Consider the following 24,338-nt stretch of genomic DNA (forward strand, 5'->3'; position numbering starts at 1 on the left):
AGGCTCCCAGATTATTGTTGTTCTGCAGAATCAAAAACGCCCCTGGAACTGCCTCCGTGCAGGCCGAACCAGGGGCGGTCCCCACAGCTGCAAGCTTCAAGCTACAAGCTGCAAGTAAAAGCAGATCTGCTTTTGCTTGCCGCTTGAAGCTTGCAGCTTGAAGCTTGAAGCTTATTTCTCGTCGCGGATCGAGAAGTTGGCCATGTGCTCCAGGCCTTTGATCAGCGCCGAGTGGTCCCAGTTGCCGCCGCCCAGGGCCTGGCAGGTGTTGAACACTTGCTGGGCATTGGACGTGTTGGGCAGGTTGATGCCCAGCTCCTTGGCGCCTTGCAGGGCCAGGTTCAGGTCCTTCTGGTGCAGGTTGATGCGGAAGCCTGGGTCGAAGGTGCCTTTGATCATGCGCTCGGCATGCACTTCGAGGATCTTCGAGGAGGCGAAGCCGCCCATCAGGGCCTCGCGCACCTTGGCTGGATCCGCGCCGTTCTTGGCAGCGAACAGCAGCGCTTCGGCAACGGCCTGGATGTTCAGGGCGACGATGATCTGGTTGGCGACCTTGGCGGTCTGGCCGTCACCGTTGCCGCCGACGCGGGTGATGTTCTTACCCATGGCTTCGAACAGCGGCAGGGCGCGTTCGAAGGCTTTCGGGCAGCCGCCGACCATGATGCTCAGGGTGGCGGCCTTGGCGCCGACCTCACCGCCGGACACCGGGGCGTCCAGGTAGGCGGCGCCGGTGGCCTTGATCTTCTCGGCGAAGGCTTTGGTGGCGGTAGGCGAGATCGAGCTCATGTCGATCACGACCTTGTTCGGGCCCACGCCTTCGGCAACGCCGTTTTCACCGAACAGGACGCTCTCGACCTGCGGGGTGTCGGGCACCATGACGATGATGAATTCAGCTTCCTGGGCCACTTCCTTGGGGTTGGCCAGGGCCACGCCGCCGGCGGCGATCAGGTTGGCTGGAGCTGCGTCGTGGTGGGTCGATACGAAGATGCTGTGACCTGCTTTTTGCAGGTTCTGGGCCATGGGGTTGCCCATGATGCCGGTGCCGATGAAACCGATTTTAGCCATGAGAGATTACCTCGTTGTAATTGTTGAATCTCGATGGAGCAGGCTGAACAGGCCCCTGTGGGAGCGGGTTTACCCGCGAAGCAGGCACTGCGGTGGATGGCACCGGCTTCGCCGGTGTTCGCGGGTGAACCCGCTCCCACAGTGTCCTGTTTTCAACAGGGGCCTGCGCTCAGCCGTTAGATAGCGTTGTGCGTCTTCAGCCAACCCAGACCCGCCTCGGTGGTGGTCTTGGGCTTGTACTCCGCGCCCACCCAGCCCTGGTAACCGATGCGGTCCAGGTGCTCGAACAGGAAGCGGTAGTTGATCTCGCCGGTGCCGGGCTCGTGGCGGCCCGGGTTGTCGGCCAGCTGCACGTGGTTGATCAGCGCCAGGTTGGCTTCCAGGGTGCGGGCCAGGTCACCTTCCATGATCTGCATGTGGTAGATGTCGTACTGCAGGAACAGGTTGTCGCTGCCCACTTCGGCCTGGATTTCCAGGGCCTGCTGGGTGGTGTTCAGGTAGAAACCGGGGATGTCGCGGGTGTTGATCATTTCCATGACCAGGCGGATCCCGGCGGCCTTGAGCTTGTCGGCGGCGTACTTGAGGTTGTCGACGAAGGTCTTGCGTACGTCGGCGCACTGCAGGCCTTGCGGACGGATGCCGGCCAGGGCGTTGACCTGGGTGTTGCCCAGCACCTTGGCGTACTCGATGGCCTTGTCGACGCCGGCGCGGAACTCTTCGACGCGGTCCGGGTGGCAGGTGATGCCGCGCTCACCCTTGGCCCAGTCACCGGCCGGCAGGTTGAACAGCACCTGGGTCAGGCCGTGGGCGTCGAGCTGCTGCTTGATCTCGGCGGCGCTGAAATCGTACGGGAAGAGGTATTCGACACCGCTGAAGCCAGCATCGGCGGCGGCCTTGAAGCGGGCCAGGAAGTCCTGTTCGGTGAACAGCATGGACAGGTTGGCAGCGAAGCGAGGCATGGTTGTCTCCTTGCAATGAGGGCCCCCGGCACGCCGGTGCGCGGGGGCGTCAGGCAATCAGTCGAGCATCGAGATGGCGGTTGGCGCGTCGTTGCCGACCAGGGCGAGGTCTTCGAACTCGTTGACCGCGTTGATCTCGGTGCCCATGGAAATGTTGGTGACACGCTCGAGGATCACTTCGACCACGACCGGTACGCGGAACTCTTCGGCCATCTTCTGCGCCTTGAGCAGGGCAGGGGCGATCTCGGCCGGTTCGAACACGCGGATGGCCTTGCAGCCCAGGCCTTCGACCACGGCGACGTGGTCGACACCGTAGGTGGCGGCGTCGGTGGAGTTGATGTTCTCGAACGCCAGTTGTACACAGTAATCCATGTCGAAGCCACGCTGCGCCTGGCGGATCAGGCCGAGGTAGGCGTTGTTCACCAGCACGTGGACGTACGGCAGGTTGAACTGCGCGCCCACTGCCAGCTCTTCGATCATGAACTGGAAGTCGTAGTCACCGGACAGCGCGACAACCTTGCGTTTCGGGTCGGCCTTGACCACGCCCAGGGCAGCAGGGATGGTCCAGCCCAGCGGGCCGGCCTGGCCGCAGTTGATCCAGTGGCGTGGCTTGTACACGTGCAGGAACTGCGCGCCGGCGATCTGCGACAGGCCGATGGTGCTGACGTAGGTGGTGTCCTTGCCGAACACTTCGTTCATTTCCTGGTACACGCGCTGTGGCTTGACCGGAACGTTGTCGAAGTTGGTCTTGCGCTGCAGGGTCGCCTTGCGCTGCTGGCAATCTTCCAGCCAGGCCTTGCGGCACTTCAGCTTGCCGGCGGCTTTCCACTCGCGGGCCACTTCGAGGAACACGTCCAGCGCCTTGCCGGCATCGGAGACGATACCCAGGTCCGGGGTGAACACGCGGCCGATCTGGGTCGGCTCGATGTCCACGTGCACGAACTTGCGGCCTTCGGTGTAGACGTCGACGGAGCCGGTGTGGCGGTTGGCCCAGCGGTTGCCGATACCGAACACCAGGTCGGATTTGAGCATGGTCGCGTTGCCGTAGCGGTGCGAGGTCTGCAGGCCGACCATGCCGACCATCAGTGCGTGGTCGTCAGGGATGGTGCCCCAGCCCATCAGGGTCGGGACTACCGGTACGCCGGTCAGTTCGGCGAACTCGACCAGCTTGTCGCTGGCGTCTGCGTTGATGATGCCGCCACCGGCTACCAGCAGTGGGCGCTCGGCGTCATTGAGCAGGGCCAGGGCTTTTTCGGCCTGTACGCGGGTGGCGGACGGCTTGTTGATCGCGAGTGGCTCGTAGGCGTCGATGTCGAATTCGATCTCGGCCATCTGCACGTCGAACGGCAGGTCGATCAGCACAGGGCCTGGGCGGCCGGTGCGCATTTCATAGAAGGCCTTCTGGAACGCGTAAGGCACCTGGCCCGGCTCCAGCACGGTGGTCGCCCACTTGGTCACCGGCTTGACGATGCTGGTGATGTCGACGGCCTGGAAGTCTTCCTTGTGCAGGCGGGCACGCGGAGCCTGGCCGGTGATGCAGAGGATCGGGATGGAGTCGGCCGACGCACTGTACAGGCCGGTGACCATGTCGGTGCCGGCAGGGCCGGAGGTGCCGATGCATACGCCGATGTTGCCCGGGTTGGCGCGGGTGTAGCCCTCGGCCATGTGCGAGGCACCTTCGACGTGGCGAGCGAGGACGTGATCGATGCCACCGACTTTTTTCAGGGCCGAGTAAAGCGGGTTGATCGCGGCGCCAGGAATGCCGAACGCGGTATCTACACCTTCACGGCGCATGACCAGAACGGCTGCATCGATTGCTCTCATTTTGCTCATGGTTTGTGCCTCATCGATTTTGTAATTGTATACAACTTGCTTTGCGACAGAGTGTATTCACGCTTCGACCCAAAGGTCAATCCATTTTCGTCGGCAGGGTTTGATTGGCGCTTGGGCCCGTGAAAAGCGGCATTTCGTCGCAGTGGGTACGATTGCGTCAAATTATTGTATACAAAACATATCTCTGTTGTGTTCTATTCTCTCATCGGTTTTCAACTGCCCTCAGGGCTTCTCACAACAAGAAGAGGACCTTTTCATGAACGCATTGACCCTTAAAGTCGCCGTCGGCGTGGTAAACGCCGCGCTGGCCGCAGGCCGCAAGATCAACGCAGCGCCACTGACCGTGGCGGTGCTGGATGCCGGCGGGCACCTGCTGGCGCTGCAACGGGAGGATGGCGCCAGCCTGCTGCGACCGGAGGTGGCCATCGGCAAAGCCTGGGGGGCAGTGGCCCTGGGCAAGGGCTCGCGCCTGCTGGCGCTGGATTCGCAGCAGCGGCCGGCGTTTTATGCCGCGTTGAATGGCTTGGGTGAGCGGCCGGTGGTGCCGGTGCCGGGGGGTGTGCTGATTCGCGATCAGGACGGCAAGGTGCTGGGTGCGGTAGGGATCAGCGGGGATACGTCGGATATCGACGAGCAGTGTGCGATCAGTGCGATCGAAGAGCTGGGGCTGACGGCGGATGCCGGGGTGGCTGCCTGATTCTTTATTGACGCTACCGGCCCTTTCGCGGGTAAACCCGCTCCCACAGGTTCACCACAATGTTGAAGGTTGTGGTGACCCCGTGGGAGCGGGTTTACCCGCGAAGGGGCAATCGCCGTGGTTCAGGCTGCCTCTGGCTCGCAGCCCTTCAGCACCAGGCGAATGATGGTTTCTGCCGCCGCATCGTAGTCACTGTCGGCCAACTTGGCCTTCCCCGTCACCACGGCAATCTGCCAGTCGAAATCCGCGTAGGTCTGTGTCGCTGCCCAGATGCTGAACATCAGGTGGTGCGGGTCGACGTTGGCGATCTGCCCGCGGTCGATCCAGCGCTGGATGCACTCGATGTTATGCCGGGCCTGCTCGTTGAGCTGCTCGACCTGGCGCGGCGACAGGTGCGGCGCGCCGTGCATGATCTCGCTGGCGAACACTTTCGAGGCGTGGGGCAGGTCGCGGGAGATGAGGATCTTCGAGCGGATATAGGCGCTCAGCACTTCCTTGGGGTCGCCATCGGCGCTGAACGGCGTCGAAGCCTGCATGATCGGCGCGATGATGCTTTCGAGCACCTCGCGGTAGAGGTTTTCCTTCGACTTGAAGTAGTAGTACACGTTCGGCTTGGGCAGGCCGGCCTTGGCCGCGATATCGCTGGTCTTGGTGGCGGCGAAGCCCTTGTCGGCGAATTCTTCACTGGCCGCGCGCAGGATCAGTTCCTTGTTGCGCTCGCGAATGGTGCTCATTGTCGGGGGTCTTCCTCGTGTATGGCCCCCTCCGTGAGGGGTCCGGCATGGTAGCACCCGCCTCGACGGGGGCTCAAGGCAGCGACTTTCGGCTAGAATCCGCAGCACTCAAACCACGGGATACAAGCAAACATGGCAGGAAGCAGTCTACTGGTACTGATCGACGACATCGCCACGGTACTCGACGATGTGTCGCTGATGACCAAGGTCGCGGCGAAAAAGACCGCCGGCGTGCTCGGTGACGACCTGGCGCTCAATGCCCAGCAGGTTTCCGGCGTGCGCGCCGAGCGCGAGATCCCGGTGGTGTGGGCGGTGGCCAAGGGCTCGATGGTCAACAAGGCGATCCTGGTGCCGGCGGCGCTGCTGATCAGCGCGTTCATTCCCTGGGCGGTGACGCCGCTGCTGATGGTCGGTGGCGCCTACCTGTGCTTCGAGGGTTTCGAGAAGCTGGCGCACAAGTTCCTGCACAGCAAGGAAGAGGACGAGGCGCAGCACGAGGCGCGTAAAGAAGCCGTAGCCGATGCCAATGTCGACCTGGTGGCCTTCGAGAAGGACAAGATCAAGGGCGCGGTGCGGACCGACTTCATCCTCTCCGCCGAGATCATCGCCATCACCTTGGGTACCGTCGCCGATGCGCCGCTGACCCAGCAGATCATCGTGCTGTCGGGCATCGCCATTGTCATGACCGTGGGTGTGTATGGCCTGGTCGGCGGCATCGTCAAGCTCGATGACCTCGGGCTGTGGATGAGCAAGAAGGCCTCGAGCGTCACCCGTGCCGTCGGCAACGGCATCCTGCGCGCGGCGCCATACCTGATGAAGAGCCTGTCGGTGATTGGCACTGCGGCCATGTTCCTGGTTGGTGGCGGCATCCTGGTGCACGGCATTGCACCGCTGCATCACGCCATCGAGGCCTTCGCCGAAGGCCGGGGCGGGGCGCTGACCGGTGCCTTGCTCAACGGCGTGGCCGGCGTGGTCGCCGGGGCCGTGGTGCTGGCGCTGGTCAGCGCTGTATCGAAGCTATGGCGCGCGGTCAGGGGCTGACCGTGACGCTCTTCTCCTGTGGGCGCCAGCTCAGCAGGTTCTGGCTGAAGCCGTAGGCCGCACTCTGGTAGTAGGCAATGGCCCGGCGGATCAGCGGGTTGTCCACGCCCACCTTGGTTTCATGGCTGTTGCCCAGGGCATCCTGGTGAATCCGCAGGCCACCGCGTGGGCTGAGGATCGCCAGGTCCTTGCCGTCGTACAGGCCCAGGTGCTGGTAGTTGCCGATCAGCACCCGGGGTGGCAAGTCGTCGCCCTTGAGCAGGTCGCGGCCGAAGAAGGTCGAGGTGTAGCTGAGGTTGAGCAGGCCGAGCAGGGTCGGCGCCAGGTCGATCTGGCTGGCCAGGGTCGGGTTCTCGGCCGGTTCGATCATCTTCGGTGCATAGATCCACAGCGGAATTTGGTAGTTGGCGACCGGCAGGTCCTCTTTGCCGGCGCTGCCGGCTGTGTGGTCGGCGACGAAGATGAACAGGGTATTGTCGAACCAGGGCTTTTTGCGGGCCTGTTGCAGGAACTGGTCGATGGCGTAGTCGGTGTACTTCACCGCACCTTCGCGACCGTCACCGGAGGGGATGTCGATACGCCCCTCGGGGTAGGTGTAAGGGCGGTGGTTGGACGTGGTCATCAGCTGCAGGAAGAACGGCTTTTGCGTGGCGTGGTCGGCATCGGCCAGCTTGATCGCCTGGCGATACAGGTCTTCGTCGGCCATGCCCCAGGCATTCTTGAAGCTGATTTCGCTTTCATCGACGCTGCTCTGGTCGACGATGCGATAGCCGTTGCCGCTGAAGAACGCGTTCATGTTGTCGAAGTAGCCGCGCCCGCCATAGACGTAGACCGCGTCGTAACCCACGGCCGCCAGTTGCTGGCCGAGGCTGGCGTAGCCGCTTTCGCGGCCGATGCGCTTGACGATCGAGCGCCCGGGGGTGGGCGGAATCGACAGGGTGATGGCTTCCAGGCCACGGTCGGTGCGCGTGCCGGTGGCGTAGAAATTGTTGAAATACAGGCTCTGCTTGCGCAGCACGTCGAGGTTGGGCGTGAGGTTGCGCGGGTCGCCGTTGCTGCCCATGTACTTGGCGCTGAAGCTTTCGATGGTCACCAGGATGATGTTTGGCGTGCGCTGCGGGCCGCTGGCGCTGATGTGGCGGCGGATGTCCTGGGGCTCGCGCAGGTCGAAGCGGGCATTGGCGGCGGCCAGTTCATGGTGCATCTGCGCACCGACATCATCGGCGCCGAGGGTGGCGTAGAACTGGCTGTAGTCCAGTTCGTTGTTGCGAAAAGCGGCGAAGAACTGGTACGGGCCGTTGCTGGACAGCTCGCTGGTAGGCGTTGCCATCCGGGTTGCGCGGGAACTGCTGGTCGATGATCAATACCGAGGCGCCGCACAGTACCGTCAGCACGGCAATGCCGGCCAGGCGCTGGCGCGCGTTGGCGGGCGCTGCGGACAGTGCGCGGAGCAGTGGCTTGCGCAGCAGCAGGCAAAGCACCACGGCAGCCACCGCGAGGCTGCCGAGCAGGGTTGGCAGGGGGTAGGACTCGCGGATGTTGTCCAGCACTTCCTTGGAATACACCAGGTAGTCGACGGCGATGAAGTTGAAGCGCACGCCGAATTCGTCCCAGAACAGCCATTCGGCCACGGCGACGAACAGCATCACGAACAGGCTGACGGCCAGCACGCCCTGCATCAGCCAGCGGTGCGCCCGGGTGCGCCACAGCGACTCTGGGCATAGGGCCAGGTAAAGGCCTAGCGGCAGGGCGGCATAGATGAGGAAGCTGAGGTCGTACAGCGCGCCGGTGAAAAACACCGCGAAGTAGTTACCGCTGAACTCGTCTGCGTGGGCCAGCAACAAGACCAGTCGGGTCAGCAGAAAAACGCCGAACCAGGTAGAGCACAAAAGAATGAGGAAGCGCCAGGGGCGGCGAGAGGTGCACGCATGAGTTCTGCCTATGTCCTTATTGGGTGCAGGAAAGCGTGCAGAGTACCGGAGTGTTTGCAAAAGTTTTGTCAAAGTTTCGCTGTATGCTGAGTGAATTTTCACCTTTATAGTTCAGGCCTTTCTTTATTAATAAAGGCGAGGGCTGAACATGTTTGGCAATGTGTTGACCTATGATGCCTATCACTTGGCGCTATACCTGCTCACTGCGCTGGCCTGGAGCGTTCTGGGCCTGTGGTTGCTGATGAGTGGCGTGGGCGTCGCGGCGTTGCTCAGGTGTTGCGCCATGTTTGGCGTGGCGCTGCTGATCAATGGATTCATGCTGATGCTGGATATTTGGCGGGTGCTCGATCATGCCCAGGTTGAGGCTGGTTTATTGGCGGTAGGTGTAGTTTTGCCAATAATGTTGATGTTGATTTACAAGACAAGTTTTTCAAAAGTAAGAAAAGGCTGACTTATATGTAGGTTTATTCCTACATGCTCTAACGAAACAGCGCCTCTATTAGAGGCGCTGTTTCGTTTTAGTCATCAGAAGTGCACTTTCACCAACAAGCTTGCGGTGTTCTGGTCGGTGGTGAAGGCGTCGCTGTCCTTGATGCCGTACTTGTTCTTCCAGTAGTCGTACTCGATACCGACGTACAGCTGCTTCTCACCCAGGTGCAGGGCTTTACCCAGGTCGTACTTGATCTGCGGGTTGAAGTGCAGGTTGGCCTGGTAGGTGCCGCGACGGTTCTCGTCGTTGTCCACCACCCAGTCCATGAAGCCGTCGATCAGCACGTCGGACGAACCCACAGGGATGGTGTAGGACCACACTGGGGTGATCTGCCAGACGTTGTCGCCCGGGCGGCTGCCGTCGGTGGTGCGCTGGTAGAAGTTCAGCTGGAAGTAGTCGAAGCCTGGAATGGCCAGGTCGAAGCCTGGGCCGATCAGGTAGGACTCGGTGTCACCCTCGCCGAACTCGTAGGTCATGGCCAGCAGCACGTCCTTGACCGGGCCGAACTCGATCTTCTGGTCGAAGATCTTGCCGAACGACAGGCGTGGGCTGAACTCGCCGTAGTAGGTGTTCGGGCCGTTATTGGCGTCCTTCTTGCCCTGGTAGAAGATCTTGTCGAGGAAGAAGAAGTTGTCGCCGTACTTCCAGGCATCGGCGTGCTCGAAGGTCACCGTCTGCTGGATTTCGGGGTTGACCTTGAAGTTCTTGCCCCACAGATAGGTCAGGCTGTTGTTCTGCCACTGCAGCAGGTCACCGGCTTGGCTGGCGCCGCAGGCCAGCAGGCCGCCAGCGAGGATCAGGCTATTGATGATGCGCATTGCGTGTGTCGCTCCCTTGATTGGATCTGTTGTCAGCGCTCGGGCGCCGTTTTTTGTCTTTTGAGTCAGCTTTTTTCGATTGGCCACAGCTGTTTGGCAAGAGCTGCGCCAACTTTTCCGGGTTGGCCACAACCATCCTGCTCGACGTCTTGCTGAACGGATGAACATGGTTCTTTCAGGCTGGCAACACGTTGACCAACCGCCCGAATTCATTGACTGAGCGGTCAGCAAACGTGGGCAGGATCCTTCCTGCCCCGATCGAGGGGGCGCGCAGATTACTGGCTTGCGCGCCGGTCCTCAAGTGCTCCGTCCTGGAGCACGGTGTTACAAAGTTGTGCGTTTGGTCAGGTTATCAGAAGTGGACCTTGATCAGGGCACTGGCGACGCTCTGGTTGCTTTCCAGGTTGCCGCGGCTGTCGATGCCGTATTTGTCCTTCCAGTAGCTGTACTCGAAGCCCACGTAAAGCTGCTTGGCGCCCAGGTTCAGGGCCTTGCCCAGGTCGTATTTGACCTGTGGGTTGAAGTGCAGGTTGGAATGGTAGGTGCCACGGCGGGTCTGGTCGTTGTCGGTGACCCAGTCCATGTAACCGTCGATCAGGATGTCGGAGCGGCCCACGGGAATGGTGTAGGACCAACCGGGGGTGATCTGCCAGACGTTGTCACCCGGGCGGCTGCCTTCGGTGTTGCGCAGGTAGAAGTTCAGGGTGAAGTAGTTGAAGCCGGGAATGTTCAGGTCGAAGCCGGGGCCGATCAGGTAGGCCTCGTTGTCGCCTTCGCCGCGTTCGTAGGTCATGGCCAGCAGCACGTCCTTGACCGGGCCGAAGCTCAGGTTGCGGTCGAGGATCTTGCCGAACGACAGGCGCGGGCTGAACTCGCCGTAGTAGGTGGTCACGCCTTTGCTCGGGTCGGGCTTGCCGTTGTAGAAGATCTTGTCGACGAACAGGAAGGTGTCGCCGTACTTCCACTTGTTGGCGTGCTCGAAGGTGATGGTCTGCTGGATATCGGGGTTGACCTTGAAATCCTTGCCATACAGGTAGGTCAGGCTTTCGCCGTGCCACTGCAGCCATTCGCCGGCGTGGGAGGGGAGGGTGGCCAGCAGGCTGCTGCCCAGCAACAGCGAGGAAGTGATGCGCTTCATGTTGTGTTTCCCGGACTTATTGTTTTTGTTGGCGGTTTTTTCGGCGCGCAGGCGCCCCGGGCGGCCCATTCCGGCGGGCCGACGGTCATGCGGTTACTGCGGGTGGCAAGCGGGGCGGCAAAGGCTGCCGCCCCTGGTCCTCAATGCTGGTGGCAGGCGTCGTTGTGCGCGGCGCGTTCGGCGCCACCGAGGATGTTGAACAGCAGGTTCAGCACCAGGGCGCTGAGGGTGGCCATGGCAATGCCACTGTGGGTGATGGGTTCCATCCACTGCGGCATCTGTGCGAAGAACTCCGGGCGCACCACGGGGATCAGGCCCAGGCCGACGCTGACCGCAACCAGCAGCTGGTTGCGACGGTCGGAGATGTCCGCTTCCTGGAGGATCTTGATCCCGGTGGCGGTGACCATGCCGAACATGGCGATGGACGCGCCGCCCAGTACTGCAGGCGGGATCGAGGCGATCAGGAAGGCCGCCTTGGGCAGCAGGCTGAGCAGGATCAGCAAGCCACCGGCCATCACCGTGACGTAGCGGCAACGCACCCCGGTCATCTGCACCAGGCCGATGTTCTGGGCGAACGAGGAGTGGGTGAAGGTGTTGAAGAACCCGGCGATGAACGATGCCCCGGCGTCGCACAGCAGGCCGCGACGCAGCATCCCAGGGGTAACTTCACGGTCGGTGACCTTGCCCAGGGCTAGGAACATGCCGGTGGACTCGACGAAGATGATCACCACCACCAGGCACATCGACAGGATCGGCGCCAGGCTGAAGGTCGGCATGCCGAAGTGCAGTGGGGTGACCACCTGCAGCCAGGGCGCCTCGTTCAGGCCGGACAGGTCGACCATGCCGATGGAGCCGGCGAGAATGTAGCCCAGGCCCATGCCCACCAGTACCGAAACGTTGACCCAGAAACCGCGCATGAAGCGGTTGATCAGCAGGATCACCGCCAGCACCAGGCCGGCGACCATCAGGTAGATCGGCGAGCCGAAGGTCTGGGCCTCATGGCCGCCACCGGCCCAGTTGACCGCCACCGGGAACAGCGACAGCCCGATGGAGGTAATGACCGTGCCGGTCACCAGGGGGGGGAAGAACCGCACGACCTTGGACATGAATGGCGCGATCAGCATGCCGAAGAACCCGGCGGCGATGGTCGCGCCGAAGATCCCCTGCAAACCGACGCCAGGCATGCCGGCCATGGCCACCATGCTGCCGACGGCAGCGAAGCTGGCGCCCATCATGACTGGCATGCGGATGCCGACCGGGCCGATACCGAAGGATTGGATGATGGTGGCAACGCCGGCGACCAGCAGGTCGGCGTTGATCAGAAAGGCGACTTCCTCGCGGGACAGGCCGGCGGCCTGGCCGATGATCAGCGGCACGGCAATGGCGCCACCGTACATCAGCAGAACGTGTTGCAAACCCACCAGGATCAGCTGGAACAGGGGCAGGGGCTGTCGTGGCGGCGCAACAGGAATGTACGCCTTGGGTGACTCGGACATGCAGCACCTCGAGTTTTGTTTTTATTCTCGGATCCAAGCCAAAAGCTCCAAGCGGCAAGCTTCAAGTAGAAGCTTGTGGTTCCCGCTCGAAGCCTGAGGCTCGATGCTTGCTTGTTATCTAGCTACTTACCGCTTGTAGCTTGCAGCTGCTTTCAGTTGACCTGGGCGCCTTTGGCGATCCAGTCGCCGACCAGCTTGCGTTCTTCAACGGTCATCTGGGTGATGTTGCCCAGCGGCATGATCTGGCTGGCGACGGCCTGCGCCTGGATGCGCGCGGCCTGGGCCTGGATTTGCTGCGGGGTGTCGAACATCACGCCGGCAGGGGCGGCGCTGAACAGTGGGCTGGTCGGCTTGGACGAGTGGCACACGGTGCAGCGTTCCTGGATGACGTTGTGGATCTTGTCGAAACCGCCGGTGGCTGCCTGGGCGGTGGCCTGGGCAGGTGCTGCGGTTGGTGCTTCGGCAGGCTTGGCAGCTTCCTCGGCGCGCAGCTCGGCGGCGGTCTTGCCACCCACGGCCGTGGCCGGCAGCGGCTGGTATTCGACCTTGGCGGCGGCCTGCTCAGGGGCGGTCGGCAGCGGCTTGGGGCCGGTCACGTAGGCCAGGCAGATCATCGCCAGGGCGCCGACAGGCAGGGTCCAGGCGTACTTGTTGCTGTCGTGGCGGGTGTTGAAGTAGTGGCGGATCAGTACCGCGGCCACCGCGATCCCGGCCAGGATCAGCCAGTTGTACTGGCTGCCGTAGGTGCTCGGGAAGTGGTTGCTGATCATGATGAACAGCACCGGCAGGGTGAAGTAGTTGTTGTGGCGCGAGCGCAGCAGGCCCTTGGCCGGCAGTACCGGGTCGGGGGTCTGGTTGTTCTCGATGGCCGCCACCAGCTGGCGCTGGGCCGGCATGATGATGCGGAACACGTTACCGACCATGATGGTGCCGATGATCGCGCCGGTGTGCAGGTAAGCACCGCGGCCGCTGAACACCAGGCTGAAGCCCCAGCATGCGGCGATGATCAGCACGAACAGCACGCCACCCAGCAGGGCTGGTTTCTTGCCCAGGGGCGAGTCGCAGAGGAAGTCGTAGACGAACCAGCCGGCGATCAGCGAACCGATACCGATGGCCACGCCTTCGGCACCGCTCAGGGTGCTGCCGGGGGCCAGCAGGTACAGAGCCGGGTTCCAGTAGAACACCACGCACAGCAAGGCGATCCCGGACATCCAGGTGAAGTAGGCTTCCCATTTGAACCAGTGCAGGTTCTCGGGCATTTTCGGTGGCGCGAGCTTGTATTTTTCCAGGTGGTAGATACCGCCACCGTGGATGGCCCAAAGGTCACCCGACAACCCATCGCGCGGGTTGCTTCGGTTCAGGTGGTTCTCCAGCCAGACGAAGTAGAACGATGCACCGATCCAGGCGACGCCGGTGATCATGTGAACCCAGCGAATGCTCAGGTTCAGCCATTCGTGAAGGTGTGCTTCCACAGTAGTTACCTCTCGCCGGTCACCACATAGATGACCGACCCTTTCTTATTGGTGGGGATTGAGGATCAGCATCTGTTCCTCGGGGAAGTAATGCTCATCGCAGTTGTTGCCAGAACCACTGCGATCAACCACCAGGAAATCATCCCGCTTTTCGATCGTAAGCACCGGGTGGTGCCAAACGCCGCGATGGTAATTGATGCCCTGCCTGCCGTTACTGCGGAAGGCGCGGACCAAGCCTGATACAGGTGCATCGCCAACTGGCGCGACCACGATCAGAAAGGGGTTGCCGAGCAGCGGGATGAAAGCCTGGCTGCCCAGCGGATGGCGTTCCAGCATGCGCACGGTCAGCGGCATTTCCAGCGCGTCGGCGCGGAAGATGCTGATGATCGCCTTGTCCTCAGGCTCGGCGGTCTCGACCGTGGCGAGCTTGTGGAAGCGCATGGTCGAGCCGTTGTTGATCATGAAGTGGTCGCTGCCATCGGTTTCGATCACATCACCGAACGGGGCAAAGGCTTCTTTGGTCAGGGGCTCGATCATCAGGGTGCGCATGCGGTTATCTCTTCTATGTTCGTTGTTCTTGATTTGGGTGGACTGGTAGCTCTTGCCAGGCCCTGGGTACGGACGCGTCACGCACTCGGGCCAGGCCTTCGCACAGTCCTCAAAGCTGCAGCAGGCGGAACAGGGCGATCAGGTTGATCTGCGCCAGGGCTTCCTTGAACTCGGCATCCTTGTCGTTGTGGATGCGCTTTTCGAAGGAGGCGAGGATCTGGTGCCGGTTGCTGCCCTTGACCGCCATGATGAACGGAAACTGGAACTTGGCTTTGTAGGCGTCGTTCAGTTCGGTGAAGCGGGCGAACTCTTCGGCGGTGCACTGGTGGATACCGGCGCCGGCCTGTTCGTTGGTGCTCGATTCGGTCAGCTCGCCCTGCACGGCGGCTTTGCCGGCCAGGTCCGGGTGAGCGTTGATCAGGGCCAGCTGGTCGCTGTGGTTGGCGCTGAGCAGGATGTCGCTCATACGCTGATGCAGCGCTTCGATCTCGTCCAGTTCAGCCAGTTGGCCGAGGTCGTAGGCTTTTTCGGCGACCCACGGCGAGTGCTCGTAAATGTCGGCGAATGCTTCGACGAAGGCGGCGCGGTCCAGGCTGGACGGTTTGAGGGTCTTGAAGGCAGTCATCAGGCGTTCTCTTTCTTGTACGGGTGGGTGGCGTGCCAGTGGCGGGCGATGTCCACGCGACGGGCGAACCAGACCTGCTCATGGCTCTTGGCGTAATCGACGAAGCGCTTGAGCGCGGCGAGGCGCGCCGGGCGGCCGACCAGGCGGCAGTGCAGGCCGATGGAGAGCATTTTCGGGGCTTCGGCGCCTTCGGCGTACAGCACGTCAAAGGCGTCCTTGAGGTACTGGAAGAACTGCTCGCCGCAGTTGAAGCCCTGTACCTGGGTGAAGCGCATGTCGTTGGTGTCCAGGGTGTAGGGGATCACCAGGTGCGGCTTGCCGGTCGGGTTGTTCGGTTCCCAGTAGGGCAGGTCGTCGTCGTAGGTGTCGCTGTCGTAGAGGAAACCGCCTTCCTCCATCACCAGGCGCCGGGTGTTCGGGCCGGTGCGGCCGGTGTACCAGCCCACCGGGCGCTCGCCGGTCAGTTCGGTGAGGATGCGGATGGCTTCGAGCATGTGCTCGCGCTCTTGCGCTTCTTCCATGTTCTGGTAGTCGATCCAGCGGTAGCCGTGGCTGCAGATCTCGTGGCCGGCCTCGGCCATGGCACGGATCACGTCGGGGTGGCGCTGGGCGGCCATGGCCACGGCGAAGATGGTCAGCGGCACGCCGCTGTCCTTGAACAGCTTGAGCAGGCGCCATACACCGGCGCGGCTGCCGTATTCGTAGAGCGATTCCATGCTCATGTTGCGCTGGCCCTGCAACGGCTGGGCGGCCACCATTTCAGACAGGAAGGCCTCGGACTCTTTGTCGCCGTGCAGGATGTTGCGCTCGCCACCTTCTTCGTAATTGAGCACGAAGGACAGTGCAATGCGGGCATTCCCCGGCCATTGCGGATGAGGTGGGTTGTTGCCGTAACCGATCAGGTCGCGAGGGTAGTCAGCGCTCACTGCAGTCTTCCTTCTTGTACGTTAGTGCGGTTGGTGGGCGGGCCGCGTCGGGATGTCGCACCACCGGATGGGCTGATTGTATACAACTTCTTAAATACTTTGTAAGCCTGTTTTTCCGCATTTCTTCCCATTTGTCGCCCAGAAACGGCTTGCAAGAAACCTGCCTGATTGGTCAGCTAATAACGGTGACGCCTGCTTGCTGCCTGTCTTTGCGATTGGTGGCCTGTTTTCAGGGGTGAGCGGGCCGCTAGGAAGAAGGGTTCAAAAAATTGTGTACAATTTTTTGAGAAACTGTCTTAATGGCGTCATTCCCGCACACCGCTGGCCCCCGTGCCCGGTGCATGCCGTGTATTTTTTGCCCACGCATACGACAAGAGGCGACAAGCAAATGGGACGTTTGACCACACACGTACTGGACGCCGCGCATGGCTGCCCGGGCAGCTCGATCAAGGTTGAGCTGTACCGTGTCGAAGGCCAGCAGCTGGAGTTGATCAACACCGTGCTGACCAACAGCGATGGCCGCGTCGACGCACCGCTGTTGCAGGGTGACGACTACCGCACCGGCGTTTACCAGTTGCAGTTCAGCGCTGGCGATTATTACCGCGCTCGCGGCGTGCAACTGCCGGCCGCGGCGTTCCTTGACGTTGTCGTGCTGCGCTTTGGCATCGACGAGCAGCAAGAGCACTACCATGTGCCGCTGCTGATCTCGCCGTACAGCTACTCGACCTATCGTGGAAGCTAGTTGGTCGCTAGAAGAATCTTCGTAGGTCCTTGCCCGCTCTCACACTGGCGGGCTTTTTTTTGCCCGTGTGTAGGAGCGGCGCAATTCCTGTGGGAGCGGGTTTACCGGAGTGCCGGACCACCGCGAAGCAGGTGGCGCGATGGATGGCACCGGCTCTGCCGGTGTTCGCGGGTAAATCGCAGCGGCGAACCGCCGCTCCCACAGGATGCGCGCCGCTTTGACGCCAAGCGTTGTAACTGTAGGGGCGCAGCCTGTGATGAGTTAAACGCAGGCAGATACGACAAAGGGGCGCCATGCGCCCCTTTGTCGTTTGCTCGTGTAGCCCGTTCGACGTCAGGGCGCGATGCCCGCCGTGCCGTTGGCCAGCTTCGGTTGCCGGTAGAGGTCCAGCAAGACCTGGTCCAGCACCTGCGAGGCGCCCCAGGGTTTGGGGTCGTTGAGGATGGCTGCGACCGCCCAGGTGTTGCCATTGCTGTCGCGGCTGAAGCCAGCGATCGCGCGGACGGTGTTGAGGGTGCCGGTCTTGATATGGGCCTCACCGCTCATGGCCGTGCGCTTGAGGCGCTTGCGCATGGTGCCATCCATGCCCACCAGAGGCATGGAACTGATGAATTCGGCGGCGTACGGGCTGTTCCAGGCAGCCTGCAGCAGCGCGGCCATCTCGCGGGTGCTGACCCGTTCCGCGCGGGACAGGCCCGAGCCGTTCTCCATCACCAGGTGCGGCGCGGTGATGCCTTTCTTCGCCAGCCACTGACGCACCACGCGCTGGGCGGCACGGGCATCGTCGCCATCGGCATCGGTGCGGAACTGCGCGCCGAGGCTGAGGAACAACTGCTGGGCCATGGTGTTGTTGCTGTACTTGTTGATGTCGCGGATCACTTCGACCAGGTCCGGCGAGAAGGCCCGGGCCAGCAGGCGGGCGCTCTTGGGCACGTTCTCGATGCGGTCGGCGCCCTGGATGCTGCCGCCCAGCTCGTTCCAGATGGCGCGCACGGCCCCGGCGGCATAGGTCGGGTGGTCCAGCAGCGACAGGTAAGTCTGCGAGTTGCAGCCTTCTGCCAGTTGGCCGCTGACCGTCACGCTGACACCGTCGGCCTGGGTCACCGGGTTGTAGCGCACTTCGCCGGTGCACTGCTTGCCCGCCACGGCCTTGACCTGGTTGTCGATGCGGATGCTGGCGATCGGCGGTTCGACTGCCACCGTGACCTTGCCACCGTCGTTGCGGGCAACGAAGCGCAGCGCCTTGAGGTTGACCAGCAACGAATCGGGCTTGACCAGGAACGGCTTGTTGTCGTCGCCGCCGTCGTCATTGAACTGTGGCAGGTTGGGCTGCACGAAATGGCTGCGGTCCAGGACCAGGTCACCGGTCACGGTGCGCACGCCGTTGGCGCGCAGGTCGCGCATCAGCAGCCAGAGCTTTTCCATGTTCAGTTTGGGGTCGCCGCCGCCCTTGAGGTAGAGGTTGCCGTTGAGCACCCCGTTGTTCAGGGTACCGTCGGTGTAGAACTCGGTCTTCCACTGGAAGGTGGGGCCCAGCAGCTCGAGTGCGGCGTAGGTGGTGACCAGTTTCATGGTCGAGGCCGGGTTCACCGAAACGTCGGCGTTGAACACCGTAGCGGTGCCGGGGCCATTGAGCGGCAGCATCACCAGGGACAGGGCGGAGTCTTGCAGCTTGTTGGTCTTGAGGGCCTGCTGCACCTTGGCTGGCAAGCTGGTGTTGACGGCGGCGGCCTGGCTGGGCAGGGCGAGTGGCAGAAGCAGGCCGGCGAGCAATAGTGGGCGGAGCGTCTTGATCATGGATAGATGAACCCTGCAGGCGAGGGAAAAAGACCATGGGGCTGTAAGAATGATGGCCCCAACACGTAAACGAGTGCGCATTATGCCCCAAGCGCACGCTGTATGCGCCCCGTTCGACACAAATGCGCCGCAGCTCGCCGGAAACTGGTAAAGTGCCGCGCGTTAATACTTGAGAGGATTGTTTCATGGCTACCAACCGTTCCCGTCGTCTGCGCAAGAAACTGTGCGTGGATGAATTCCAGGAGCTGGGTTTCGAACTGAACCTGGGTTTCAAGGAAGACCTGTCCGATGAAGCCATCGATGCCTTCCTCGACGCCTTCCTGACCGAAGCCATGGACGCCAACGGCCTGGACTATGTCGGCGGCGATGACTTCGGCCTGGTTTGCAAGGCTACCCGTGGCTCGGTGGAAGAAGCGCAGCGCGCTGCTGTCGAAGCCTGGCTCAAAGGCCGCAGCGAACTGACCAATATCGAAGTCAGCCCGCTGCTGGACGCCTGGTACCCGGAAAAGCCGATCAACTCGGCTTCCTGATCCGTGGCGGCGGTGCCCGAGCGGGCGCCGCCTCACCTTGGCTCGGCCTGGCGCTCCAATTGCCGGGCCAGGGCTTTCTCCACACGGCGCATGTGCCGTGCCAGTGCCTGACGGTACAACTTCATCTCTGCCAGGGGTAACCCGGGTTCCTCCAGTAGTTCACACGCCTGAATCAACGACCTGGCATCCAGCATTCGCGCCGCGCTGAGGATCTTGTGTGCCTGCGCAGCAAGCGCATCGGCGTTCTGCTGCGGGTCGATGGACATCAGGATGCCCAGGTCCTGCTGCAGGCTCAGGTGCAAGGTGCTGAGGATGCGGTCGCGGTCACTGGCGCTGTCGCCGACAATGGCGCTCAGGCCCTGCAGGTGGAAGCGATGACCGCACTCGTCGCAGCCCTCCTTGCACGGCCGGGTGTTGCGGGCAATGGCCGCCAGCCGCTGGCCGAGCACCTGCAAGCCGATGGGTTTGAGCAGGCAGTCGTCCATCCCCGCATCCAGGCACTGTTGGCGCACTTCGGGTTGGGCGTTGGCGGTATAGCCGACCAAGGTGCAGCGTGGCCTGCCGTGCAGGCGTTCCTCCGCGCGCACGGTCCTGGCGAGCTCGTAGCCGTTCATCTGTGGCATGTTGCAGTCGACGATGAGTACGTCGAAACAGCCTTCGCGCCATTTGCGCAATCCTTCACGACCATCGCGGGCGCTGTCCTGGCGCAAGCCCAGGTAGTTCAACTGTTGTGCTATCAGCAACAGGTTGGCCGGGTGATCGTCGATCACCAGGATCCTCAGCCGTGCATCCGGGCGCTCGATGTCGTTCGCGTCCTGAGGCCTCGACTCGACCGGGGAAACGCACTGCAAGGGCATGCGCAGCCTTACCCGTGTACCTACGCCATGCAGGCTCTGCAGGCTCAGTTCGCCGCCCATCATCGCGCACAGGCTTTGGCTGATCACCAGCCCGAGGCCGGTGCCGGCCCGAGCACCGTCGCTGTAGGGGTTGGCCTGCACGAAGGGGGTGAACAGCTGCTCGAGTTCCTGCTCGTGGATGCCGATGCCGGTGTCGCGGACCTCCATGTCGAGGGTCTGGGTCAGTGGCTCGCCACTGTTGCACAATTTGACGCTGATGCTCACCTGGCCCTGTTCGGTGAACTTGATCGCGTTGCTCACCAGGTTCGACAGCACCTGCTTGAACCGCAGCGGGTCGAGCAGCGCATGGCAACGTGCCTCGGCGGCGATCACCACTTCGAGCGCCAGGCCCTTGTGGCGGGCCAGCCCGTCGAATACACGTCCGACGGACTCGACCAACGCTGCCAGGTCCACCGGCTCCGGGGCCAGGGACAAATGGCCCGACTCGATCCGAGCGATGTCGAGGATATCGCCGATCAACCCCAGCAGGTCCCTTGCCGAGTGATGGGCAATCTCCAGGGCCGGGCGGTCCAGTTGGCCCTGTTCGGCGCGCCGGGAGGCGAGTTCGAGCATGCCGATCAAGGCGTTCATGGGGGTGCGGATTTCGTGGCTGATGGTGGCGAGGAATGTGCTCTTGGCGCGGTTGGCGTCATCGGCCTGTTGCTTGGCCAGGCGCAGGTCCTGCACCAGGTTGCGACGTTCGCTGATATCGATCCAGCCGCCGATGATGCCCTGCATTTCCCCCAGCGAATCGCGGTAGGGGAGGATCCAGTGGTAGATGGTCAGCTCCTTGTCCCGCAACCGCAGAGGGCGATCGAGGATCAAGGGTTTGCCTTGCTCCATCACGCGTCGGTAATCGTCCTGGATCTGCCGGGTGTAGTCGCAGTCGCTGAAGCGGGTGTCCTGCAGGCGCTTGCCGATGACCTGCTCAAGGCTGGCGCCGACCGCTTGCAGGTAGCTGTCGTTGCAACTTTGCAGGCGCCCTTCGCGGTCACGCACGTACATGGGGTGTGGCGTGCCATTGAGCAAGGCACCCATGAACTCCAGCTGGTCGTTGAGCGCCCGCTCGGCGCGTTGACGCTGTTTGATCTGGCGGCGCAGCCGGGCATTCCACACCAGTGCCAGCACCAGCAGCACACCGATGACAGCGACCACCTGCAGGATCACCCTGCGGTAATTGCGCCAATAGGCGTCGTCGGCCGCGCCGTGATCCCGCCAGCGACTGTTGATCACCCCCAGTTCCTCCGGAGAGATGCTCAGCAACGCCTTGTCGAGGATCGAAGCCAGTTCGCTGGCCTGGGGCAAAGTGGCCAGCGCGAAGGTCGCAGGCTCGGTGCCGACGGTGGTGCGGATCACCAGGTCGTTGTTGCTGGCCAGCATATGGTTGGCATCGATCAGTGTGACGATCGCGGCATCCACGGCGCCGCTGCCCAGCAGGGCCAGGGAGTAGTAGGTGCTGTCGGTGGCCACCTGATGAATCAATGGGTGTTTGGCATTGAGCAGTGCAGCCACGCTGCTGTCACGCGGTACCGCGACGCGCTTGCCCTTGAGCTGCTTCAGATTGGCAGGCTGGTGATTGCCGTCGCGGCTGACCAGTACGTAGGCGCTTTCCAGGTAGGGCCTGCTCAGTTGCAGGGGGTTGCCTGGGCGGGTGTCGGTGGAGAGCGTGGCGATGATGTCGGTGCGGCCGGACTCAAGCTGATCGATCATGTCGCCATCGCCACTGGCGCGACCAATGTCGAAGCGCAAGCCGGTGCGCAGGCGGATGAGTTCGAGCAGATCGGCGACGATGCCGCGCAACCGGCCGTTACCGTCGAGGAAGGTCAGCGGCGCTGCGGTGTCGTTGACCACGACCCGCATTACCGGGTGATCGCGCAGCCAGTTCTCTTCCCGTGGCGACAGCTGCAGCTTGCGATCAGTCAACAGGCTGCCGCTGCTGGCACTCCAGCGCTTGAAGATATCGTTGCGGGTGGCGCTCGACTGGGCGTCGAGGGCGGCATTGACCAGGGCCAGCAGCATCGGGTCGTCGTCACGCATGGCAAAACTGAAGCCCACGGCCTCATGCTTGCCGAAATTGGCCATGCGCAGACGCGGCAGGTGCCCCTGGCTGATCAGGTAGTGCGTGGAGACCGTGTCACCGATGAACACGTCGGCCTGCTCGAAGGCCACGGCATTGAGCGCCTGGGTGGAGGACTCGAAGGTCAGCAGCTCGGCCTTGGGGTAATTGGCACGGATCTCTTCGGACGGCAGGTAGTGATAGAGCATGCTCAGGCGCATCCCGTCCAGGCCGGTGTCCAGGGCACGGGTTTCGTCCTCCCGGGTTACCAGTACGGGTTGGTCGATGGCGTAAGGGCGTGAGAGCGCCAGCCCCTGGGTGGTGGCTTCATAGCCATTGGCGCTACCGAGCAGATCTATGCGCCCGCTCTTGAGCGCCGCGACTGCTGCTGGCCGGCTGGGAAAGCGTTGCACTCGCACCGGCAGGCCCAGGGCATTGCCGATCAGGCCTGCGTAGTCGGCGGTCAAGCCTTGGTACTCGCGCCCTCCGCTGGCGATGTCGAACGGCGGATAGTCAGGTGCGGAAGTGCCGAGTACCAGTTCATGGCGGGTGGCCAGCCAGTTGCGTTGCTCCAGGGTCAGGGCGGGGTGGATCGACGTCGGTGCCGAGCGGCTGAGCAGGGCGTAGCTCCTGCCTTCGTCGATGTTCGCGCAGACAGTCGGCATGGGGGCGCCCAGGCTCAGGCAGAGCAGCGATATACCGAGGTACTTCCACATCACGACCTCAGACCAGCGCGTTGCGTTTGGCGACGTCGATCAGCTCCACCAGGGTGCTGGCCTGCAACTTGTGCATAAGGCGTTTCTTGTAGGTGCTGACTGTCTTGTTGCTGAGAAACATGCCCTTGGCAATTTCCTTGTTGCTGCGGCCCTGAGCGAAGAGTTGCAGCACCATCAGTTCGCGGTCATTGACCTGGCGGAACAACTCCAGTTCCTTATTGCAGTTTTTTTGCGCAGCGTTGAGTGCCTGGCTGGGGAAGTAGTTGTAGCCGGACAGTACCGCCTTGATGGCGCTGAGCAATTCGCCCAGGTCTTCTTGCTTGCAGACGTAGCCCGCAGCGCCAGAGTGCATGCAGCGAATCGCGAACAGCGCGGGAGATTGTGCGGTCAGTACCAGGACCTTGAGCGGCATTGCCATGGACTGGAAGCGAGACAGCATCTCAAGGCCGTCGAGCTTGGGGATGCTGATGTCGAGGATGACCAGGTCGGGGCGGTATTCGCGAATCATCTGCATGGCATCGACACCATTGTCAGATTCGCCCAGGACGTTGTAGCCCTGGTTCTCCAGCAGCATCCGAATAGCCAGGCGGATAACGGGATGATCGTCGACGATAAATACTGTTTGCATATTCAACATTCCATGCGGCGAGGCGAAAGCAGTCGGCACATTAGCTCAGTTGAATGGTGGCGGGCAGGGATGCTCAGGCTAATTTATGTATATAGGAAATTCCTTACGGCGAGAGCGTGTGTGTGCTACGAGAAATGTGGATTTTTAGGCGGTTTGATTGGTTTTGCAGGTTTAATTAGTTGTCTTTGAGGTTAATGTTTAATGCTTTTGGTATTTGTGGGAAGAGTCTTACAAGTTTGGCGGTGAAGGTAATAACCACACTACCGTCACCGCCCTGATTCAAGTTGGACTGGTGCGTCCGGTCATCTCGCAGGCCATTTCACTGGCATAGCTGTCTGTCATGCCGGCGATGAAATCGATCATGCGCAGGAAGGCGCCATGCAGCGAGCCATGTGGATTGGGCGCGTTATTGCCGATCAGGTCCAGCACGCGGCGGCTCTTGAACGACGGCGTGCGCCCGCCATGTTGTTCCAGCGCCGCGCCGCAGAAGGTGTTGAGGAGGATTTCCAGGGTGGTATAGGCGCCGATTTCATGCAGGGTCTTGCGCTTGTCCTGAAAGATCTTCTTGCGCGCCATGTCCTTGGCCTGCAGCACACAGCGCTGGGCCGGGCCGTGCATGTGCTCGACCAGGTCGCCGGGCAGGCGGCCGGCGAGCAGGGCGCTTTGCTGTTCGACGAAGGCTTGCGCGGCGGCGTTGGTCAAGTGCTCGATGGCTTTGCCGCGCAGGATTGCCAGCTTGCGCCGGCGGGATTCGTTGGGGCCGAGCTGGCGGTAGGTCTCCGGCAGGTCGTCACCGACCAGGTCGAGCAGCAGCGCTTCGACTTCGGCGTACTGCAGCAGGTCCATCTCGAGGCCGTCTTCGAGGTCGATCAGGGCATAGCAGATATCGTCGGCGGCCTCCATCAGGTAGACCAGCGGGTGCCGGGCCCAGCGTTGGTGTTCGAGCTGTGGCAGGCCCAGCTTGCCGGCGATCTGCTCGAGCAGGGGCAGCCCACTGCGGACAATTAAACAACCATTTGTAATGATTGCTAATCCTCTGTTTTAAATAGGAAAAATCTCGTATACGACCTGAATCGTCGATGTCTGCCATAAGCAGACTCGCTGGTGTTTTTCACTTGACATCGGCACTGAGAGTGGTTGCTCGGAAAACGAAGCTTAGAGATACTGGCGACGTGCCTCCATTCCGTGGGGCAAGAGAG

At 62.1% G+C, this 24,338-nt stretch carries 19 protein-coding genes and 2 pseudogenes; 5 read left to right on the top strand and 16 right to left on the bottom strand.

Going from position 1 to position 24,338, the window contains the following annotated elements; all coding sequences use genetic code 11:
• Positions 1-171 precede the first annotated feature (171 nt).
• The 3 genes from LOY51_RS08685 to gcl form a co-directional block, all read right to left on the bottom strand.
• Complete coding sequence (locus LOY51_RS08685; protein WP_125463324.1) at positions 172-1,065, bottom strand: 2-hydroxy-3-oxopropionate reductase; 894 nt, start codon at positions 1,063-1,065, stop codon at positions 172-174.
• Positions 1,066-1,241: 176 nt separating this feature from the next.
• Positions 1,242-2,024 (bottom strand): hydroxypyruvate isomerase, encoded by a 783-nt coding sequence (gene hyi / locus LOY51_RS08690; RefSeq protein ID WP_125857971.1) that lies wholly within the window; start codon positions 2,022-2,024, stop codon positions 1,242-1,244.
• Positions 2,025-2,081: 57 nt separating this feature from the next.
• On the bottom strand, positions 2,082-3,857 hold the full coding sequence (gcl, locus tag LOY51_RS08695) for a glyoxylate carboligase (RefSeq protein ID WP_125463326.1): 1,776 nt from the start codon (positions 3,855-3,857) through the stop codon (positions 2,082-2,084).
• Positions 3,858-4,113: 256 nt separating this feature from the next.
• On the opposite strand from gcl, the gene LOY51_RS08700 reads away from it, so the two are divergent.
• Entirely contained in the window at positions 4,114-4,554 is a 441-nt protein-coding gene (locus LOY51_RS08700; protein WP_125463327.1) for a GlcG/HbpS family heme-binding protein, read from the top strand.
• 122 nt (positions 4,555-4,676) lie between these two features.
• On the opposite strand, the gene LOY51_RS08705 is transcribed toward LOY51_RS08700, so the two are convergent.
• Positions 4,677-5,288, bottom strand: coding sequence for a TetR/AcrR family transcriptional regulator (locus tag LOY51_RS08705; protein ID WP_125463328.1), 612 nt, complete (start codon positions 5,286-5,288; stop codon positions 4,677-4,679).
• A gap of 132 nt (positions 5,289-5,420) precedes the next feature.
• On the opposite strand from LOY51_RS08705, the gene LOY51_RS08710 reads away from it, so the two are divergent.
• Complete coding sequence (locus LOY51_RS08710) at positions 5,421-6,329, top strand: DUF808 domain-containing protein (protein WP_258645725.1); 909 nt, start codon at positions 5,421-5,423, stop codon at positions 6,327-6,329.
• Here the strand turns inward: LOY51_RS08710 and LOY51_RS08715 are convergent.
• A pseudogene (locus tag LOY51_RS08715) lies at positions 6,319-8,224 on the bottom strand (LTA synthase family protein). The gene LOY51_RS08710 and the pseudogene LOY51_RS08715 overlap by 11 nt on opposite strands.
• Positions 8,225-8,408: 184 nt before the next feature.
• On the opposite strand from LOY51_RS08715, the gene LOY51_RS08720 reads away from it, so the two are divergent.
• Positions 8,409-8,711: a hypothetical protein gene (locus LOY51_RS08720; protein WP_125463331.1), complete on the top strand. Its 303-nt coding sequence runs from the start codon at positions 8,409-8,411 to the stop codon at positions 8,709-8,711.
• Positions 8,712-8,785: 74 nt separating this feature from the next.
• Here LOY51_RS08720 and LOY51_RS08725 read toward each other — a convergent pair whose 3' ends face one another.
• The 7 genes from LOY51_RS08725 to puuE all read right to left on the bottom strand — a co-directional run bounded on the left by LOY51_RS08725 (position 8,786) and on the right by puuE (position 15,774).
• Positions 8,786-9,568 carry an outer membrane protein OmpK gene (locus tag LOY51_RS08725; RefSeq protein ID WP_232880068.1) on the bottom strand — a complete coding sequence of 261 codons (783 nt, stop codon included), beginning with the start codon at positions 9,566-9,568 and terminating at the stop codon, positions 8,786-8,788.
• Positions 9,569-9,920: 352 nt separating this feature from the next.
• Positions 9,921-10,706 (bottom strand): outer membrane protein OmpK, encoded by a 786-nt coding sequence (locus LOY51_RS08730; protein ID WP_125463333.1) that lies wholly within the window; start codon positions 10,704-10,706, stop codon positions 9,921-9,923.
• Positions 10,707-10,846: 140 nt separating this feature from the next.
• Positions 10,847-12,202, bottom strand: a complete 1,356-nt coding sequence (locus tag LOY51_RS08735; protein WP_125857975.1) for a nucleobase:cation symporter-2 family protein — start codon at positions 12,200-12,202, stop codon at positions 10,847-10,849.
• A 152-nt stretch (positions 12,203-12,354) separates the two neighbouring features.
• Complete coding sequence (locus tag LOY51_RS08740; RefSeq protein ID WP_258645730.1) at positions 12,355-13,674, bottom strand: urate hydroxylase PuuD; 1,320 nt, start codon at positions 13,672-13,674, stop codon at positions 12,355-12,357.
• 45 nt (positions 13,675-13,719) lie between these two features.
• Entirely contained in the window at positions 13,720-14,223 is a 504-nt protein-coding gene (locus LOY51_RS08745) for an ureidoglycolate lyase (RefSeq protein WP_046856488.1), read from the bottom strand.
• Positions 14,224-14,332: 109 nt separating this feature from the next.
• Positions 14,333-14,848, bottom strand: coding sequence for a 2-oxo-4-hydroxy-4-carboxy-5-ureidoimidazoline decarboxylase (gene uraD, locus LOY51_RS08750; RefSeq protein ID WP_110993585.1), 516 nt, complete (start codon positions 14,846-14,848; stop codon positions 14,333-14,335).
• On the bottom strand, positions 14,848-15,774 hold the full coding sequence (puuE, locus tag LOY51_RS08755) for an allantoinase PuuE (protein WP_125463336.1): 927 nt from the start codon (positions 15,772-15,774) through the stop codon (positions 14,848-14,850). The genes uraD and puuE overlap by 1 nt, the downstream gene beginning before the upstream one ends.
• 388 nt (positions 15,775-16,162) lie before the next feature.
• Between puuE and uraH the strand changes: the two genes are divergently transcribed.
• Positions 16,163-16,516 carry a hydroxyisourate hydrolase gene (gene uraH / locus LOY51_RS08760; RefSeq protein WP_110993583.1) on the top strand — a complete coding sequence of 118 codons (354 nt, stop codon included), beginning with the start codon at positions 16,163-16,165 and terminating at the stop codon, positions 16,514-16,516.
• A 333-nt stretch (positions 16,517-16,849) separates the two neighbouring features.
• Here the strand turns inward: uraH and dacB are convergent, their stop codons facing one another.
• On the bottom strand, positions 16,850-18,313 hold the full coding sequence (dacB, locus tag LOY51_RS08765; protein ID WP_125463338.1) for a D-alanyl-D-alanine carboxypeptidase/D-alanyl-D-alanine endopeptidase: 1,464 nt from the start codon (positions 18,311-18,313) through the stop codon (positions 16,850-16,852).
• Between the two features lie 185 nt (positions 18,314-18,498).
• Between dacB and LOY51_RS08770 the strand changes: the two genes are divergently transcribed.
• Complete coding sequence (locus LOY51_RS08770; RefSeq protein WP_125463339.1) at positions 18,499-18,843, top strand: YggL family protein; 345 nt, start codon at positions 18,499-18,501, stop codon at positions 18,841-18,843.
• A gap of 32 nt (positions 18,844-18,875) precedes the next feature.
• Here the strand turns inward: LOY51_RS08770 and LOY51_RS08775 are convergent, their stop codons facing one another.
• The 3 genes and pseudogenes from LOY51_RS08775 to LOY51_RS08785 form a co-directional block, all read right to left on the bottom strand.
• The gene (locus LOY51_RS08775; protein WP_258646613.1) at positions 18,876-22,460 is read right to left on the bottom strand and encodes a transporter substrate-binding domain-containing protein; all 3,585 of its coding nucleotides are present in this window, start codon (positions 22,458-22,460) and stop codon (positions 18,876-18,878) included.
• A 58-nt stretch (positions 22,461-22,518) separates the two neighbouring features.
• A complete protein-coding gene (locus tag LOY51_RS08780) occupies positions 22,519-23,139 on the bottom strand; it encodes a response regulator transcription factor (protein WP_125463341.1) in 621 nt (206 codons plus the stop codon).
• Between the two features lie 279 nt (positions 23,140-23,418).
• Positions 23,419-24,135, bottom strand: a pseudogene (locus LOY51_RS08785) (deoxyguanosinetriphosphate triphosphohydrolase family protein); the annotation flags it as partial.
• Positions 24,136-24,338 lie beyond the last annotated feature (203 nt).

This window comes from Pseudomonas sichuanensis (assembly GCF_024749065.1).
Taxonomy (GTDB): domain Bacteria; phylum Pseudomonadota; class Gammaproteobacteria; order Pseudomonadales; family Pseudomonadaceae; genus Aquipseudomonas; species Aquipseudomonas sichuanensis.